This is a genomic window from Pseudomonas sp. FP1742, assembly GCF_030687145.1.
Lineage (GTDB): Bacteria > Pseudomonadota > Gammaproteobacteria > Pseudomonadales > Pseudomonadaceae > Aquipseudomonas > Aquipseudomonas frederiksbergensis_D.
On sequence record NZ_CP117460.1, the window covers coordinates 2,624,581 to 2,641,648 of the forward strand.

General features: G+C 59.6%; 16 protein-coding genes. 5 read left to right on the top strand and 11 right to left on the bottom strand.

Annotated features, from left to right (window positions below; genetic code table 11):
- Positions 1-47: 47 nt before the first annotated feature.
- Entirely contained in the window at positions 48-1,487 is a 1,440-nt protein-coding gene (gene hydA, locus PSH64_RS11775; protein WP_105345489.1) for a dihydropyrimidinase, read from the bottom strand.
- 622 nt (positions 1,488-2,109) lie between these two features.
- Between hydA and PSH64_RS11780 the strand changes: the two genes are divergently transcribed.
- Positions 2,110-3,594 carry an NCS1 family nucleobase:cation symporter-1 gene (locus tag PSH64_RS11780; RefSeq protein WP_105345759.1) on the top strand — a complete coding sequence of 495 codons (1,485 nt, stop codon included), beginning with the start codon at positions 2,110-2,112 and terminating at the stop codon, positions 3,592-3,594.
- 146 nt (positions 3,595-3,740) lie between these two features.
- Positions 3,741-5,024 carry a Zn-dependent hydrolase gene (locus PSH64_RS11785; RefSeq protein WP_305480751.1) on the top strand — a complete coding sequence of 428 codons (1,284 nt, stop codon included), beginning with the start codon at positions 3,741-3,743 and terminating at the stop codon, positions 5,022-5,024.
- 36 nt (positions 5,025-5,060) lie between these two features.
- Here the strand turns inward: PSH64_RS11785 and PSH64_RS11790 are convergent, their stop codons facing one another.
- Both PSH64_RS11790 and PSH64_RS11795 read right to left on the bottom strand, forming a co-directional pair.
- Complete coding sequence (locus PSH64_RS11790; protein WP_305480752.1) at positions 5,061-5,474, bottom strand: DUF6691 family protein; 414 nt, start codon at positions 5,472-5,474, stop codon at positions 5,061-5,063.
- Positions 5,475-5,476: 2 nt separating this feature from the next.
- Complete coding sequence (locus PSH64_RS11795; protein ID WP_105345481.1) at positions 5,477-5,911, bottom strand: YeeE/YedE family protein; 435 nt, start codon at positions 5,909-5,911, stop codon at positions 5,477-5,479.
- A gap of 169 nt (positions 5,912-6,080) precedes the next feature.
- Here PSH64_RS11795 and PSH64_RS11800 point away from each other — a divergent pair, with 169 nt between their 5' ends.
- Together PSH64_RS11800 and PSH64_RS11805 are read left to right on the top strand one after the other, a co-directional pair.
- Positions 6,081-7,577, top strand: coding sequence for a helix-turn-helix transcriptional regulator (locus PSH64_RS11800; RefSeq protein ID WP_105345479.1), 1,497 nt, complete (start codon positions 6,081-6,083; stop codon positions 7,575-7,577).
- Between the two features lie 193 nt (positions 7,578-7,770).
- Positions 7,771-8,019: a DUF1652 domain-containing protein gene (locus tag PSH64_RS11805; protein ID WP_105345476.1), complete on the top strand. Its 249-nt coding sequence runs from the start codon at positions 7,771-7,773 to the stop codon at positions 8,017-8,019.
- Positions 8,020-8,474: 455 nt separating this feature from the next.
- Here the strand turns inward: PSH64_RS11805 and PSH64_RS11810 are convergent, their stop codons facing one another.
- The 3 genes from PSH64_RS11810 to PSH64_RS11820 form a co-directional block, all read right to left on the bottom strand.
- A complete protein-coding gene (locus PSH64_RS11810; RefSeq protein ID WP_305480753.1) occupies positions 8,475-9,590 on the bottom strand; it encodes a Gfo/Idh/MocA family protein in 1,116 nt (371 codons plus the stop codon).
- 327 nt (positions 9,591-9,917) lie between these two features.
- A complete protein-coding gene (locus PSH64_RS11815; RefSeq protein WP_052964181.1) occupies positions 9,918-10,685 on the bottom strand; it encodes an SDR family oxidoreductase in 768 nt (255 codons plus the stop codon).
- 25 nt (positions 10,686-10,710) lie between these two features.
- Positions 10,711-11,778: a phosphotransferase family protein gene (locus tag PSH64_RS11820; RefSeq protein WP_305480754.1), complete on the bottom strand. Its 1,068-nt coding sequence runs from the start codon at positions 11,776-11,778 to the stop codon at positions 10,711-10,713.
- Between the two features lie 188 nt (positions 11,779-11,966).
- Between PSH64_RS11820 and PSH64_RS11825 the strand changes: the two genes are divergently transcribed.
- Entirely contained in the window at positions 11,967-12,362 is a 396-nt protein-coding gene (locus PSH64_RS11825; RefSeq protein WP_105345468.1) for a DUF4280 domain-containing protein, read from the top strand.
- A gap of 201 nt (positions 12,363-12,563) precedes the next feature.
- Here the strand turns inward: PSH64_RS11825 and PSH64_RS11830 are convergent, their stop codons facing one another.
- The 5 genes from PSH64_RS11830 to PSH64_RS11850 form a co-directional block, all read right to left on the bottom strand.
- Positions 12,564-13,106, bottom strand: a complete 543-nt coding sequence (locus PSH64_RS11830; protein WP_305480755.1) for a toxin-antitoxin system YwqK family antitoxin — start codon at positions 13,104-13,106, stop codon at positions 12,564-12,566.
- 12 nt (positions 13,107-13,118) lie between these two features.
- The gene (gene tssI / locus PSH64_RS11835) at positions 13,119-15,128 is read right to left on the bottom strand and encodes a type VI secretion system tip protein VgrG (RefSeq protein WP_305480756.1); all 2,010 of its coding nucleotides are present in this window, start codon (positions 15,126-15,128) and stop codon (positions 13,119-13,121) included.
- Between the two features lie 33 nt (positions 15,129-15,161).
- Positions 15,162-15,743 carry a hypothetical protein gene (locus PSH64_RS11840; protein ID WP_305480757.1) on the bottom strand — a complete coding sequence of 194 codons (582 nt, stop codon included), beginning with the start codon at positions 15,741-15,743 and terminating at the stop codon, positions 15,162-15,164.
- A gap of 173 nt (positions 15,744-15,916) precedes the next feature.
- Positions 15,917-16,480, bottom strand: coding sequence for a hypothetical protein (locus PSH64_RS11845; protein ID WP_305480758.1), 564 nt, complete (start codon positions 16,478-16,480; stop codon positions 15,917-15,919).
- 2 nt (positions 16,481-16,482) lie between these two features.
- On the bottom strand, positions 16,483-17,064 hold the full coding sequence (locus PSH64_RS11850; protein WP_305480759.1) for a hypothetical protein: 582 nt from the start codon (positions 17,062-17,064) through the stop codon (positions 16,483-16,485).
- Between the last annotated feature and the right edge of the window lie 4 nt (positions 17,065-17,068).

The following is a 17,068-nucleotide window of genomic DNA, read 5'->3' on the forward strand; positions in this document are numbered from 1 at the left end:
GAATGCGTTCCCCCGTGGGAGCGGGCTTGCTCGCGAAGGCCTCGATTTCAGCGTTTCACAGCAACTGGCTTGTGCTGCTCAGCCCGCTTGCTCAGCAAATCAAACACCGCCGGATACGCCGGCCGTTCGATATACCGCCCGGCGCCACGCTCGGCGCGCAAATCACCATCGGCCCACACCACTCGGCCCTGGCTGACGGTGTGGCTCGGTACGCCGCGCACGGTCTTGCCTTCGAAGATGTTGAAGTCGACCTGCTGGTGATGGGTCTTGGCTGAAATCGTCCGGGTGCCTTCCGGGTCCCAGAGCACCAGATCGGCATCGGCCCCCACACGGATCGCGCCCTTGCGCGGATAGAGGTTGAAGATCTTCGCGGTGTTGGTGGAGGTGAGGGCAACGAAGTGCTGCATCGACAAGCGCCCGGTGTTCACCCCTTCATCCCAGAGCACCGCCATGCGGTCTTCGATCCCGGCGGTGCCGTTGGGGATCTTGCTGAAGTCGTCACGGCCGGCGGCTTTTTGCTCGGCGCAGAAGCAGCAGTGGTCGGTGGCGGTGGTGTGCAGGTTGCCCGCTTGCAGGCCATGCCAAAGGGCTTCTTGATGGCCGCGAGGACGGAAGGGCGGGCTCATTACGTAACCGGCGGCGGTTTGCCAGTCCGGGTGTTGGTAAACGCTGTCGTCCAGCAGCAGATGCCCGGCCAGCACTTCGCCGTAGACCGGTTGGCCCTTGGCGCGGGCATAGGTGATTTCGTCGAGGGCTTCCTTGGTCGAGACGTGGACCAGGTACAGCGGCGTGCCCAACGTTTCGGCGATGCGGATCGCCCGGCTCGCGGCTTCACCTTCCACCTGTGAAGGCCGCGACAGCGGATGCGCTTCCGGCCCGGTGATGCCCTGGGCCATCAACTTGCGTTGCAGGTGATAGACCAGCTCGCCGTTTTCCGCGTGCACGGTCGGCACCGCACCCAATTCCAGGCAGCGCTCGAAACTCGCCACCAGGGTGTCGTCGGCGGCCATGATCGCGTTCTTGTAAGCCATGAAATGCTTGAAGCTGTTGACCCCATGCTGGCTGACCAGCTCGGCCATTTCCTCGCGAACCTGCTCGCTCCACCAGGTGATGGCGACGTGAAAGCCGTAATCCGACGCCGACTTCTCGGCCCAGCCGCGCCATTGATGAAACGCCTCCATCAACGATTGCTGGGGGTTGGGGATCACGAAGTCGATGATCGAGGTGGTGCCGCCGGCAAGCCCCGCCGCGGTGCCGCTGAAGAAGTCTTCGCTGGCCACCGTGCCCATGAAGGGCAGCTGCATATGAGTGTGCGGGTCGATGCCGCCGGGCATCAGGTATTGGCCGCTGCCGTCGAGCACTTGCGCATCGGCGGGAACATCGAGGTTTTCACCGATGGCTTTGATCACGCCATCGGCGCAATAGACGTCGGCGCGATAACTTTCATCATGGGTAATAACGGTGGCGCCACGGATCAACAGAGACATTCCGAGTTCCTCGCAGGCATGACCGACTGATGCCGGTTCTAAATGTTTTATATGAAGCCGACGCAAACAGGTGTATTCCTGTCAGCGCTGTCAGGAATAGAAACTAGTCTGAGTTTATGGAATGAGCAAGAATATTTTTTATAAGCTTATGACTGTTTTAACTGATTGATAAATAACGATTTAAATTGAAAATCACCAAAATGGTGAGGCCTCTCACCATTTTGACGCACTTGACAGGTTCTAAAAATAGACGAGATTTTCTATGTGAAATCAGCCGCTTGAGGATGGTCTATGGTTGATGCGCAACCATTTAAAAAAAGATCGACGCACCAGATTGAGTCCTGACTGTTCGGACAACTTGCCTGGCATTCGGCCTGAGTGACATGGCAACTGACCGGGGACTCGTTAGTTGGATAAATAAAGCTGATTAACATCAGTTGGTTAGCGAAGTTTTATGGCACTGCCCGAGGCGCAAGCGGGGCACCCGGCACGTTTATTGATGCCGCCGCTGGCACCGTGGCCGGTCCGTAAAAGTTGTCAGTTTCTCCGGCCATCGTCCGGCTCGCGCGCATTGCGCCAGCCTCTGATGAGCAAAAATAATCAAAAGAACAGTGGAGCGGCCATGCAACAGATCAGATCGCAAGTGACCGAGCGCGACGGCTTGTTTGAGCTCGAAGCCGGCAGCGATGTCCTCGACAGTCCCCGATACAACCACGACATGGCACCGACCAAGGTGCACGAACGAACCTGGAACAAATGGCACATCACCGCGTTATGGGTCGGCATGGCGATCTGCGTGCCGACCTACACCCTCGGCGGTGTGCTCACCGCTTATTTCGGCCTGACCGTTGGCGAAGCGCTGCTGGCGATTCTGTTTGCCAACATCATCGTGCTGATCCCGCTGACCCTGAACGCCTTCCCCGGCACCAAGTACGGCATTCCGTTTCCGGTGTTGCTGCGCTCGTCCTTCGGCATCCTCGGCTCCAACATTCCATGCCTGATCCGTGCCCTGGTGGCGTGCGGCTGGTTCGGCATCCAGACCATGTTCGGCGGGCTGGCGATTCACCTGTTTCTCGGCTCGGTGTTCGATGGCTGGAAGGCTCTCGGCGGTACCGGTGAAGTGATTGGCTTCATGCTGTTCTGGGCCTTGAACCTGTGGGTGGTGATTCGCGGCGCGGACTCGATCAAATGGCTGGAAACCCTCTCGGCGCCGTTGTTGGTACTGGTGGGTGTGGGCCTGTTGGTGTGGGCCATGCCGAATGTATCGATGACCGAGTTGCTGGCGATCCCGGCCAAGCGTCCGGAAGGGGCCGGCGTGGCCAGTTACTTTGCTGCCGGGCTGACCGCCATGGTCGGCTTCTGGGCCACGTTGTCGCTGAATATTCCGGACTTCAGCCGTTACGCGAAAAGCCAGAAGGATCAGATCATCGGGCAGATCATCGGCTTGCCCCTGACCATGTTTCTGTTCGCCTCCCTTGGCGTGGTGATGACGGCCGCGTCGGTCAAACTGGTGGGCGTCACCGTCTCCGACCCGGTCACCCTGATCGGTCATATTCAGAGCCCGGTCTGGGTGGCACTGGCCATGGCGCTGATCATCATCGCCACGCTGTCCACCAACACCGCGGCCAATATCGTGTCGCCGACCAACGACTTCCAGAACGTCGCGCCCAAGCTTATCAACCGCACCAAAGCGGTGATGCTGACCGGCCTGGTCGGGTTGGCGCTGATGGCCCATGAACTGCTGAAAAAGCTCGGGCTGATCGTCTCGGATCTAAGCCTGGAGACGGTGTATTCCAACTGGTTGCTCGGCTATTCGAGCCTGCTGGGGCCGATCGCCGGGATCATGGTGGTGGACTATTTCCTGATCAAGAAACAGCAATTGGATCTGGCCGGCCTCTATCGTGACGACGTGTACCCGGCGTGGAACTGGTTTGGTTTCATTGCATTCGGCGTGCCGGTGGTGTTGACGCTGCTGTCGCTGGGCAGCGATGCCTTCAGCTGGTTCTACAGCTACGGCTGGTTCACCGGCTCGGCCCTGGGTGGGCTGATTTATTACGGTTTGTGTTCGATGCGGCCGAGCCCGACTGCTGTGAAATCGGCGGTGTGAGGGATGGCCCCTTCGCGAGCAAGCCCGCTCCCACATTTGAAATGCATTCCAAATGTGGGAGCGGGCTTGCTTGCGAAGGGGCCATCCCTCACAGTCACCAACAATTTTCATGAAGAAACCAATAACAACTGCCTGAGGAGATCACCATGAACGCAGCCATAGACGTTCTGCAATCCACCCATCAGCACATCAACCGCGACCGTCTGTGGCAGTCGCTCATGGACCTGGCCAAGCTCGGTGCCACGGTCAAGGGCGGTGTCTGCCGACTGGCCTTGACCGACCTCGACCGCCAGGCCCGGGATATCTTCGTCAAGTGGTGCGAGGCGGCCGGCTGTACCGTCAGCATCGACGCGGTCGGCAACATCTTTGCCCGCCGCCCCGGTCGCAACCCGAACCTGCCGCCAGTGATGACCGGCAGCCACATCGACACCCAGCCCACCGGCGGCAAGTTCGACGGCTGCTTCGGCGTGCTGGCCGGGGTCGAAGTCTTGCGTACTCTCAATGACCTCGGCGTGGAAACCGAAGCACCGCTGGAAGTGGTGGTCTGGACCAACGAAGAAGGCTCGCGCTTCGCCCCGTGCATGATGGGCTCCGGCGTGTTCGCGGAAAAATTCACCCTCGAGGAAACCCTGGCCAAGGTCGATGCCGAGGGCGTGACCGTCGGCGAAGCGCTGAACGCCATCGGCTATGCCGGGCCGCGCCAGGTCAGCGGCCATGCCGTGGGGGCGTATTTCGAGGCCCACATCGAGCAAGGCCCGATCCTTGAGGACGAACACAAAACCATCGGCGTGGTGATGGGCGCGCTGGGGCAGAAATGGTTCGACCTGAAACTGCGCGGTGTCGAAGCCCACGCCGGCCCGACGCCAATGCACCTGCGCAAGGACGCGCTGGTCGGCGCCGCGGTGATCGTCGGCGCGGTCAATCGCGCCGCCCTCGGCCATCAACCCCACGCCTGCGGCACCGTCGGCTGTCTGCAAGCCTACCCCGGCTCGCGCAACGTGATTCCCGGCGAAGTGCGCATGACCCTGGACTTCCGTCATCTGGAACCGGCGCGACTCGATTCAATGATCGCCGAAGTCCGCCAGGTCATCGAAACCACTTGCGAGGAACACGGCCTGACCTTCGAACTGACCCCCACCGCCGATTTTCCGCCGCTGTACTTCGACAAAGGTTGCGTCGAAGCGGTACGCGGCGCGGCGCAAGGGCTCGGCCTGTCGCACATGGACATCGTCAGCGGGGCAGGGCACGACGCGATCTTCCTCGCCGAACTCGGCCCGGCCGGGATGATTTTCGTACCTTGTGAAGGCGGTATCAGCCATAACGAAATCGAAAACGCCGCGCCCGACGACCTGGCCGCCGGGTGCGCCGTGTTGTTGCGGGCGATGCTGGCGGCTTCGCAGGCGATTGCCAGTGGCAAGCAGGCGGCTTGACCACTGGCCTAGCGGGGCAATAGGCAGCGGGGATGCTCAACGGCGGGTTTGCAGTGCTTTGAACATCAGCATCCCCGCCAGCATGGCGATGGCGAATACCCAGGCCTGCCAGTGCCCTGTCGGCAGCAACACCAGTGCCGGGCCGGGGCAGATGCCGGCAATGCCCCAACCGATGCCGAAGAGCAGGCTGCCACCGATCAGGCGTCGGTCCAGCTCACGGCTGACCGGCAACTGCATCGGCGCCCCCAGCAAGGACGTTGGTTGTTTCATGGCCCAATGAAACGGTGCCCAGGCCACGGCAATGGCGCCGATCATGACCAGCGCCAGGGAGGGATCCCACACACCGGTAATGTCCAGAAACCCCAGCACTTTGGCCGGGTTTGCCATGCCGGCCAGCAACAGGCCGATGCCGAACAGCAGGCCGGCGAGGAAAGCGGTCAGTTTGCGCATGCTCAATACCCCAGCAGATGACGCAGGACGAACACCGTCGCGAAGCCGGCGAACATGAAGCTCAATGTCGCGGCAATGGAGCGTGGTGACAGGCGCGAGATACCGCACACACCGTGGCCACTGGTGCAGCCGGAGCCATAACGAGTGCCGACGCCGACACACAATCCGGCGATGATCAGCCCCACCGCGCCGGTTTTGAATTCGATGGCCGGCCACGCATGAAACAGCACCCACACCAACGGTGCCGCCAACAGTCCGAGCAGGAACAGGGCTTTTTCGCCCCGTCCTGAATCATTACGCTCAAGCAGGCTGCCCAACAGCCCGCTGATCCCGGCAACCCGCCCGTTGGCCACTACCATTACGCTGGCGGCAAGGCCGATCAGGACCCCTCCCGCGAGGGCGGACCACGGGGTGAAGTGAAGAGAATCAAACGTCATGGCAACTCTCCGGATAGGCAAGGAGCGGCACTAAACCACTCTTTTCCTATTGAGCATAGGGCTACTTTGGGAGGGCTGCGGGTGCCGGGCTTTGCACTATCACAAGCGCCTGCGGTCGTAATCTTCACTGGGCCGCGCGCAAAGGTGCCGCCGCAATTGTGGAGCTGCAATGAGCCAGGACGTCCTGACCACCGAAACCAATCGCCGCCAGTTGCAGCAGATCATCGCCGGCCTGTCCGATGGGGTGATTCTGCTGGAGCTCGACCAGACCATTCTCTGGGCCAATGACGCCGCGCTGGCCATGCACGGTGTCAGCGAGATTGGCGAATTGGGGGCCAATGCCGGGGAGTACGCCCAGCGTTTTGCCTTGCGTTATCGCAACAATCATCCGGTCGCGATAGAGAACTATCCGATCAGCCGCGTGGCCCGTGGCGAGACGTTCAGCGATGTGATGGTGGAGGTGACGCAGCTGGAAAATGAAGAGCGCACCTGGGTTCACAGCGTGCGCAGCATGGTGCTGGCGGACCGTGCCGGTGAGCCGGAATCGTTGGTGCTGATCATGAACGACGTCACCGACTGGGCCAGCGCCGAGCAGCGTTTCGAAAAGACCTTCAACGCCAACCCGGCCCCGGCCGTGATCTGCCGCCTCAGCGATTTACGCTACATCAAGGTCAACCAGGGCTTCGTGGAAATGACTGGCTATGCCCGTGATCAGGTGATCGGCGCTTCGGCTTATGAGCTGGATGTGCTGGAGCGCGCCGAGAACAAGGACTTGGCCAAGCAGCGTTTGCGTGACGGCGCCACCATTCCGCAGATGCAGGCCGAGCTGCAATTGGCCGACGGTGGCAGCAAGCAGGTGATCGTTGCCGGGCAACCGCTTGAGCTCAACGACGAAGCTTGCATGCTGTTTTCCTTCGTCGACATGGAGCTTCGGCATAAGGCCGAAATCGCCCTGCGCCAGAGCGAGGAACGGTTCGCCAAAGCCTTTCGCCTGACGCCGGTGCCGATCCTGGTGTGCCGCGCCGCCGACCAAGTGGTGATGGACGTCAACGAAGCCTTCCTGGAGTCCCTTGCATTTCCCAATGATGAAGTGCTCGGCAAGACCGTGGCGCAACTCGGCTTCATCGATGACGCGGGCGCCCGCACGCGACTGTTTGCGACCCTGGAGAAAAGCGGGCGCGTGGATCGTGTCGATGTCAGGGTGCGCAGGAAGGATGCCGGGCTGATTGATTGTGCGGTCTCGGCGGACACCGTGAATATTCAGGACGGCTCTTGCTACCTGCTGGTGTTGATGGACATCACCGAGCGCAAACGCACCGAGCTGGAGTTGGTGTCGGCGATCGAAGAGGTGATGAAAGATGCGTCCTGGTTCAGCCGTACGCTGATCGAAAAACTCGCCAACGTGAAGAACGTCAGTTCGCCGCAGTTGCCCAGTGTGTCGTTCACCGACCTGACCGCCCGGGAGCGCGATGTGCTCGGCCTGATCTGTGAAGGCCTGGCCGACAAGGAGATCGCCGCGCGTCTGAAACTGGCACCCAATACGGTGCGCAATCATGTGTCGACGGTGTATTCCAAACTCGGCGTGCACAGTCGCAGTGAAGCGATCGTCTGGGCCCGGGAGCGGGGTTTGTTTTCCAGCGAGAGCCGCTCCAGGGGGCTGCGCTAAGGTGCAAATGCACTAGTGGGGATGGTGCAATTTCATGTGTTGATCGGGTGGGGCTTTTTCTAGGCTGTGAGGGTGCGAGACGTGGCTTGGGCCCGCTATCGCCTCCTCTTCGATGCAGCTATAGGAACAGCCACATGGGTGCGAACAGAACAAGCGGGCAGTGGATTTTGCGCCGTCGCCAAGGTGAGTCGGGATGAATTATCTGGCGCAATTACGTACGCAGTTGGAGCGGAGCTTTTCGCCGTTGGCCTGTGAGTGTGCGCTTACGGGGGATAATTCGTTGACGGTGAAGCTTTATCATCCAGCGACAGGGCAGGTGGATCTGGTGGTCAGCGGGTTGAGCGTGGCGACGCTCCGGACGCCGAAGGCAGTGGCAGCCTTGATTGAAGAGCTGCGCTATGAGCTTGAAAGCAGTGGCTTGCATCGATCCTCCGCTCTTTAGGCGTCATATCCCGCAGGCCGCGGTAATGGAGTTGTTGCTGTCTTTCTGGCATTGGCGGGTAGCTAAGCTATAAGGAATGCGAGGGTATTTCTTTTCTGTGACAGGGCCGCGGGTGCGCGGTGTGGTTTTCGAGTCGCGGAAAATGTCGATTACTTACCGCGGGTCAGCCTATGAACAGTTTTGGAAAATTTGCTTTTTCGCCACTGTCGCTCGCACTCTGCATGGCGATTCTGGGTGGTTGTGCCAGTCCTCCGCCTCCACCCCCTGCGGCGCCGCCACCGACGCCGGTTCGCACCTGCTCGACCACCGAAAGTACCGATGTGCAGGGTGATATGAGGGCTGAGGGGCAGGTGACCCGAACCACGACCCTGACCCGTTGCGTCACTCAGTAAGCCTGGTCTGGCGTACCGCCAGCGGCGCTGTGCGCGGCTGGCGGGTATGGCCCGAGTCGCGCTTCAGATTTCCTCGATCCTGACCCAACGTGACTCCCGTGCCGCCAGACGAATCGCCGTCGCCAGGCGTTCGACTTCCCATGCCTGCTCGAAATCGGTGCCGTCCTGGCCGAGTCCGGCCAGCGCCATCACCAGCTCATGCACTTCAAGGGTCTTGAGTTCGTTGTAACCCAACTGGTGCCCCGGCGCCGGGCTGAAGGCGGCGTAACCCGGCAAATCCGGCCCCGCCAGCAGCCGTTGGAAACCGCCTTGCCCGGCACGATACAGCCGCAGTTCATTCAAGCGTTCCTGATCGAACGCCAGGGTGCCTTGGGTGCCGCTGATTTCAAAACTCAGGTGATTCTTGTAGCCGTGTTTGAGCCAGCTGCTGCTGAACGTCCCTCGCGCGCCATTGGCGAACCGCAGCAACGCGTGGACCTGATCGTCGACCGCGACCTCGCGCCGTTCCTGACCACCCAATGTAACGGGGCGTTGCGCGTGTACGGTCTGGGTATCCGCGCACACCGCCTCGACGTCGCCCAGCAGATGACGGGCCATGGCCAGCAAATGACTGCCCAGGTCCGCCAGGGCGCCGCCGGCGTAATCGGTGTCACAGCGCCAGGACCAGGGTGAAACGGGATCGGCCATGAAGTCTTCGCTGAACTCGCCCTGGAAACTGATGATCTGCCCCAGCGTTCCGTTTTGAATCAAATCCCGAGCCAGGCCGATGATCGGATTGTGCTGATAGTTGTAACCCACCCGCGTCACCACGCCAGCGGCTTTGGCGGCAAGGCGCATGGCACTGGCCTGCTCGAGACTCACCGCCAGCGGCTTTTCGCAGTACACCGGTTTACCGGCGGCGATGGCAGCCATGGCCATGGGGTAGTGCAGATGATTGGGGGTGGTGATGGCGATCAGGTTGACCTTCGGGTCGTCGATCAGCTGTTGCCAGTCGCTATGGGCTGCATCGAAGCCCCAGGTGTCGGCGCAGTGACGGGCGCGCTGCGGATCGGCGTCGGCGAGGGCGGCCAGTTTGAGCTTCAGCGGCAATTCAAAAACGGCGCTGACGTTGCGAAAGGCCAAGGCGTGGGCGCGGCCCATGAAACCTGTGCCGATGAGTCCGATACCGAGTTCGCGCATAGCCGGGGTCCTTGGGTTTTTATTTTCAGGAGGGCTATTAATGGAATAAAAATTCCCCAAATGCAATTGGTGGAATAAATATTCTTTGTTGGCTTGCTCTGGAGGCACCGATCCTTTCTACGCGGGGCACGCGCAAATAAAAACAAACAGCCTTGAGGCTAATGCTGGTCAGTTAAGCGAAATCTCTGTGGGAGCGGGCTTGCTCGCGAAGACGGTGGCACCGTCAACATGAATGTCGCCTGACACTCCGCTTTTGCGAGCAAGCCCGCTCCCACAGGTTCCGTGGCTTAACTGACAGGCTGCCTTTGGTTTATTCGCAAAACCGAATCAGGACAGGAACCCGCCATCCACATTCAGCGAAACCCCGGTCGTATAGCTGGAAGCATCACTCGCCAAGTACAACACCGCACCGGCCATTTCACTCGGATCCGCCACGCGCTTGAGCGGAATCTGCTGCAGCGCGGTTTGTAGAATCGCGTCGTTTTTCACCAGCGCCGAAGCAAACTTGGTGTCGGTCAAGCCCGGCAGTAGGGCGTTGCAACGAATGCCGAATTGCGCGCATTCCTTGGCGAACACTTTGGTCATGTTGATCACCGCTGCCTTGGTCACCGAGTAGATGCCCTGGAAGATCCCCGGCGAGATGCCGTTGATCGAGGCGACGTTGATGATGCTGCCGCCACCGTGTTCGCGCATCAGCTTGCCGGCTTCCACCGACATGAAGAAGTAGCCGCGAATGTTCACGTCGACGGTTTTCTGGAAGGCGCTGAGGTCGGTGTCCAGCACGTTGCAGAACTGCGGGTTGGTCGCGGCGTTGTTGACCAGGATGTCCAGACGCCCGAATTGTTCGCGGATGGCGGCGAAGACCTGGGTGATCTGTTCCATCTCACCGATGTGGCAGGCAATGGCGGTGGCCTTGCCGCCGGCGGCGATGATCGCGTCGGCGACGTGCTGGCAGCCGTCGAGCTTGCGGCTCGAAACGATCACGTGGGCACCTTGCTGCGCCAGCAGTTTGGCGATGGCTTCACCGATACCGCGGCTGGCGCCGGAGACGAAAGCGATCTTGCCGTCGAGGTCGAACAACTGAGTCTTGGACATGATTTTTCCTTGTTATGTGGCCCGATCAGAGGCTGGATTTCTGAATGACTTGCAGGCTCATTTGCTCCAGCAGTTTGTTCATGTGAATGAACTGTGCGAAGCGTTTGTCCTGGGTCTGACCATGGAAGAAGCGGTAGTAGATCTGCTGCACGATGCCGGCCAGGCGGAACAGGCCATAGGTGTAGTAGAAGTCGAAATTGTCGATCTGGATGCCTGAGCGCTCGGCGTAGTAATCGACGAATTCGCGGCGGGTCAGCATGCCGGGGGCGTGGCTTGGCTGGCGGCGCATCAGTTGCACCGGTGCCGGGTCGTCGGCTTCGATCCAGTAGGCGAGGGTGTTGCCCAGGTCCATCAGCGGGTCACCGAGGGTGGTCAATTCCCAATCCAGCACGCCGATGATCTGCATCGGATTGTTGGGGTCGAGGATCACGTTGTCGAAGCGGTAATCGTTGTGGACGATGCTCGACGTCGGGTGATCGGCCGGCATCTTGTCGTTGAGCCAGGCCTTTACCGCTTCCCACTTCGGTGCGTCCGGGGTCAGGGCTTTTTCGTAGCGCTCGCTCCAGCCTTTGATTTGCCGCGCGACATAACCTTCGGGTTTGCCGAGGTCGCCCAGGCCATAGGCCGTGTAGTCGACCCGGTGCAGTTCCACGAACTTGTCGATGAAGCTCTTGCACAGGGTTTCGGTCTTCGCCGAATCCAGGCCCAGTTCCGGTGGCAGTTCGGCGCGCAGGATGATGCCCTTGACCCGTTCCATCACATAGAACTCGGCGCCGATCACCGATTCGTCGGTGCAGTGCACATAGGCCTTGGGGCAGTAGGGAAAACCGTCCCGCAGTTGATTGAGGATGCGAAATTCACGGCCCATGTCGTGGGCGGACTTGGCCTTGTGGCCGAATGGCGGCCGACGCAGGACGAATTCCTGTTCGGGGTATTCCAGCAGGTAAGTCAGGTTCGACGCGCCGCCCGGAAACTGGCTGATCACAGGCAAGCCACTCAGGCCCGGAATGTGCGCCTTGAGGTACGGATCGATCAGGCTGGCATCGAGTTCTTCGCCAGAGCGGATACGGGTGGACTGGTCAGTAAGCGCCATGCTTATCCCTTCTGCTTATTTTGGAGGCCAGACATCATTGGCTAATCTAATGGCGCGCCGGAGTGGCCACAAGCGCGGCACGGTCTTATAGGTTAGCGTGTTGCCGGATAATCAGTGTTCCTGATGTGCGCGAACAGGCGCGGCGGGCTATGGTTGAGGGAGCACCGCTTCCAGGAAGGAGATTCGACATGGGCTGTCCGCAAGTGTGCGCCACCGCGACCCTGCAGTGCAGTTTCGGCGCGGCGCCGGCGGTTCTCAATGTGCTGCCGGTGAATCGCACAATGACCGGTGGCATGCCGGCGGCGAACATCATGGATCACATTCCGCTGGTGAACGTCATGCCGTTCGGCACGTGCATGAGCATGGCCAACCCGATGGTCGCGGCCGCCACCGCCGCGGCGCTTGGCGTGCTGACGCCGATGCCGTGCATCCCGGCCACCGCCACCCCATGGATCCCCGGCGGCGCGCCGACCCTGTTGCTGGGCGGCATGCCGGCCCTCGATGCCAACAGCACCCTGATGTGCAACTGGGCCGGCGTGATCAAAATCGCGATGCCGGGGCAGATGCAGATGCTGATTCCCTGACTGCACATGATCAAACTGTGGGAGCGGGCTTGCTCGCGAAGGCGGCGTGTCAGGCGACATCGATGTTGAATATGCCGGCCTCTTCGCGAGCAAGCCCGCTCCCACAGGGGATTTCATGTGAATGCAGTATTTGCGAACAACAGTGATCATTGTGGGAGCGGGCTTGCCCGCGATGGGGCCATAACATTCAACACAACAGGCTCAGGCTTGAGCAGGATCGCTCCAGCGCCTGAACCACCAGCGCACCCGTGAGATCGGCTTGCCCTCGGCGTCCAGCGGTCGCCCATCGGCGGCGTAGCCCTGTTCCGGCTCCAGCAATTGACCGTTGAGGTAACGGGCTTCGACGGCCGGTTTGCCATTGGGATGAAAGCGCTGATAGCGCCCGTCACGCACGCCGTCGCGGTAGCACTCGACCTCGGCCAGTTGCCCATCGGGAAAGTAATTGAACGCCTCGCCATGCAGCAGCCCTCGGTGGTAAGTCGCCTTGCGCTGCAGCCAGCCTTGCGGGGCATAGAAACTGGCAACCCCCTGCAGCTTGTCATGGACAAACGGCAACTGCGCCGAGACTTTGCCATTGGGGTGGTAGAGCAGGGAGGTGCCTTGCAGTTCGCCCTGGCTGTAGTGCAAATCAGCCTGCGCGCGCCCGTCATCCTTGATGTGCAGCGCACCGTCGAGCTGGCCATCGAGCAAGCGCCCTTTGAGCTGTTTATCGTTCTGTTGCAAATCCAGCGGCGTGATGGCCATGGGTTCTCCTTGTCAGTTGACCTGCACCAGACCCCCCTTGATGGTCAGCATGCCGCCGCCATCCACGGTCTGCGAAGCGGCGCCCTTGTTGGTCAGGCTGATCCCGGCATCGTTGGTCATGGTCGTGCCGGCCTTGTTCTCCAATGAGGTGCCCGCCTGATTGCTCAGGGAGGTGCCGGCCTTCTGACTGATCGAAGTACTGGCCTCGGCCGCCAGATCGGCGCCGCTCTTGATCGAGAAACTGCCGCCGCTTTGCAGGGTCAGGCTGCCGGTCACTTTGATGGTCAGGTTGCCGTCTACCGTCAGGCTGTAATCACCGGTGACCTTGTGCGTGTAATTGCCGCCGGTACTGTGGGTCTGGTCAGCGCCCACGGTCACCGTGCGGCTGTCTTTCACATCGAGCGAGTCGCTGCCGGTCTGGATGGTCACGCTGCGTTTGCCTTTCTCCAGGGTCACGGTCTCGTCGCCGTCCTTCACCGTGCGGGTGCGGGCGTTCTGTACGGTCAGGGTTTCGTCATGGCCGACTGTGGCGGTGGTGTCGTTGAGCACGTTGATCTTCAGGTCTTTCTGCGCCTGCAAAAACACCTCTTCTGCATCCTTCTTGTCCTCGAAACGCAACTCGTTGAAACCGCCGCCACCCTTGGACGATTGGGTCTTGATCCCGGACTGGGTCTGATTGGCCGGTAGTGCATAGGGTAGGGCGTTGTCGCCGTTGTAGACGCAACCGGTCACCAGCGGCCGATCCGGGTCGCCATCGATAAAGGTCACGATCACTTCCTGGCCGATGCGCGGCACGAATTGCATGCCGAAACCCTTGCCGCTCCAGGGCAGCACCACCCGCACCCAGCAGGAACTGGCTTCGTCGTTCTTGCCATCGCGGTCCCACGGGAACTGCAACTTGATCCGGCCGTACTCGTCGGTCCAGATTTCTTCGCCCGCCTTGCCGACCACAATTGCCGTTTGCGGGTGCATGCGCGGTTTGGGGGTGATGCGTTCCGGGCGGTACGGCGTGGCCTTGGGGATTGCCTCGAAGCGATTGCGATAGCTGTCGTGACTGACGTCATGTGTCACCGCCGTCACTACCCAATCGATGTTCAACGTTGAATCATCGTGCCCGGCGAGGGTGAACCAGTGCCCCGGCACCAGCCAGCGGCAGTCACTCTCACCGACAAAACGCTTCTCCTGACTGCGCAACCCGTCGACCCGCTGCTTGGTCAGCGCATCGCCCCGAGCCTTGGCGTTGTAGCCACCCGGATGTTCGTACATCGACCGTGGCCCGGCCACCGCTTCAGCCTGACCGTACAGCGAAGTGGTCGGGGTGGTGAATTCATAATCCGTCGCCCGATACACCCCGGCCACCGCTTGCACACAGACTTGCCCGGAGCGAATGCCATGCAATTCACGCTCGCCCAACTGCTGGCCGAGATAGCTGACCTTCGGCCCGTTGGGGATCGGCACGAACGCGTCGTTGCTGTCGCCCAGCACCAGCGTGTGCTTGCCGTCCTCGTGGGTGAAAAACCAGAAAATCCCTTCTTCTTCCAGCAGCCGCGAAACGAACGCGAAATCGGTTTCGCCGTACTGCACGCAGTATTCGCGCGGGGTGTAAGTGCCGGTGAGTGAGAGCTTGAAGTCGGTGAAGGCATGGGCCTTGAAAATGGTGGTGACGATGTCTGAAGTGCTGAGGTTCTGGAACACGCGATTGTTGCTGGCCAGGGTCAGCCACCAGAGCCATGGCCGTAGTACAAGCTGATAACGCTCGGCGGTGGCGTCGGCGGGGAGTTGGCGGATTTCGGCGACCAGTGCGTCCAACGGGCGGGTGAGGGCGTCGTTGTGCAGGGTGGTGGTGACGTGGGTGGCGACGGCGGTGGTCAGGGTGAGCGAGGTGCCGTCGTTGAGGCCATTCAGAATTTGTGAGCCAAGGGCGTTCAGGGTTTCTTCGCCGGACAGCGACTCAGGGTAAAGCACCGACAGTGAAGCGGCGGTGAGGGAAAGGCTGGTGTTGCTGTCGGCAGTGCGGGGCATTGAATGGCCTCGGTTGGCGGATAAAGGGAGGGCTTACCACTTGAACTTGCCGCCTTTTTCATGGATTGCAGCCTGGTTATCGCTGACCCACCCATCCATCTCTCGGTCATTTCCGTAAACGTAGCTGTACATCACTACCGAATTTGCGACATAGGGACTGAGTTGCGGCCCGCAAAGAGGGCAGGGGCTGAGTTCGATATAGATACGGGTGACGAAGTTGCCGTAATCACCGTCCGGCAGTGCGACGCTATTGATCGCCTGGACTAACGCACTGATTTCCGCATGCCCGCGCAAGGTCGTGACGACTTTTTTGGTCGTGGTGGTGTAGTTTCCGAGGAGGTCCAGCTTCAGGGCGCTGTCGCCGAATTTGTACATCAGTACGCTACGCGAGGCGTCGAAATGTTCGACCACGGCGAAACAGGTTCCATGAGACGCTCCCGAGCCTGCCAGGGCGCGACGGGCTGAAGAGGACTCATGGCAAATACTGGCCAGGTCGGGAATGGTCCCGCCATTCGTGGCGTGGTTGGCGGCCAGCCAGGTGGCGTACAGGGGATTTGCCCCTGACATGGCTACATTGCCGCCTGCGTAACGACCGACTTTATGGACTTCCGTCATGTCTATCTCCTGTTGAAAACCCCGCTCAGTTCACGCCGCCAATTTACCTGTCACCTGCGCCGTCCCCTTTTTCTCTTCTTTTCTTCTCCTTGGTTTCTTTAGTGAGCACTGCCCGCAGCGACATGTTCTATTTGGCAAAGCATAAATCCGTCTGCTTTTTATTCTTTTCATTGCTATTGTCCAGCAGGTTGCAGGCGATGTTGGTACTCGGCCCATAATAATGCTTCTACACGAGGGTGTTGATTGAGTCGGTTAATCATGAACTCCGCCTGGGCGGTAGCTTCCTCATCGGGTGCGTTCCTTGAACCAGAAAAAACCTGGTTGTAGACAACTTTCCAGACTGAAACTGCGGGATATACGTTTACCAATTCCAGAATTTTTCTCCCACAACCTACGGGGTATACGTGGCCCGCAACATTGAATGCCTGTGAGCGCGAACAAGGGCTTCTGCTTATAAATATTTCAACCAGATAAGGTATAGCGCCGTACTGAACGATGCTCTCTTGAAAACCTCTGATCATCTGCATCTCGGCATGTCCACCCCATGGGCGAAATACCCCTTCGGAATGCTGTGAGGCGCTGGTCCGTCGATATGGGGCATTTGGTTCTGACCAATAAACCTCCAGCGTGTCATCGTCACTGTCGAATCGGGTCACACACCAGTCCTCGCTGTCACCAAAAGCAATGACTCCTTGTTCGCCTCTGAGTCGGCTCAAACAGTAATTTAGACTCGTCATATCTATCTCCCTTTTCGTGACTGTCTCAAGGGTTGCATTGTGGCGCCCCGAGTGTTCTGGTCGGACCGTGTGTCATTTTTTAACGGCTTCGCAATACCGAAGTAAGGGCACCAAAGTACGGGGCCCCACACCGTAATTTTGTGCATGTGGGCTATTTGGCTATGGTAGGGAGCATTCTTTTTTTCTGCATTATTTCCGGCGACACCTAGTCCTCCTTTCTTGATGATGCAGAACGCATGTCCGACGGTGCTTGAACTTTCGTTAAATCCATGAACTCCGGTATTAACTGCCAAATATCGACCGTCCACGTCCTTCGCCATGGAAGTTTTAAGTTCACCCCAGGGTGTGTTGCTATATATTTTTCCCATACATAATTTTTCTGCAATGCTTTCGACAATGATGTCGTTTTCAAGTTTTTTTGCTGAGTTGATCCAGCCCTTTTGCAAGAAAAAATTGATGGTGGTGTGTACGTTTATTCCCAGTACTCTGGAAAAAGACATTGCCACGCAATTTTTATCTTCGTCGAGCATGTTTTCTGGTCTGTTAGTATCCAGATCTTTGATTTCAAACGGGTTATAGGGCATCAGA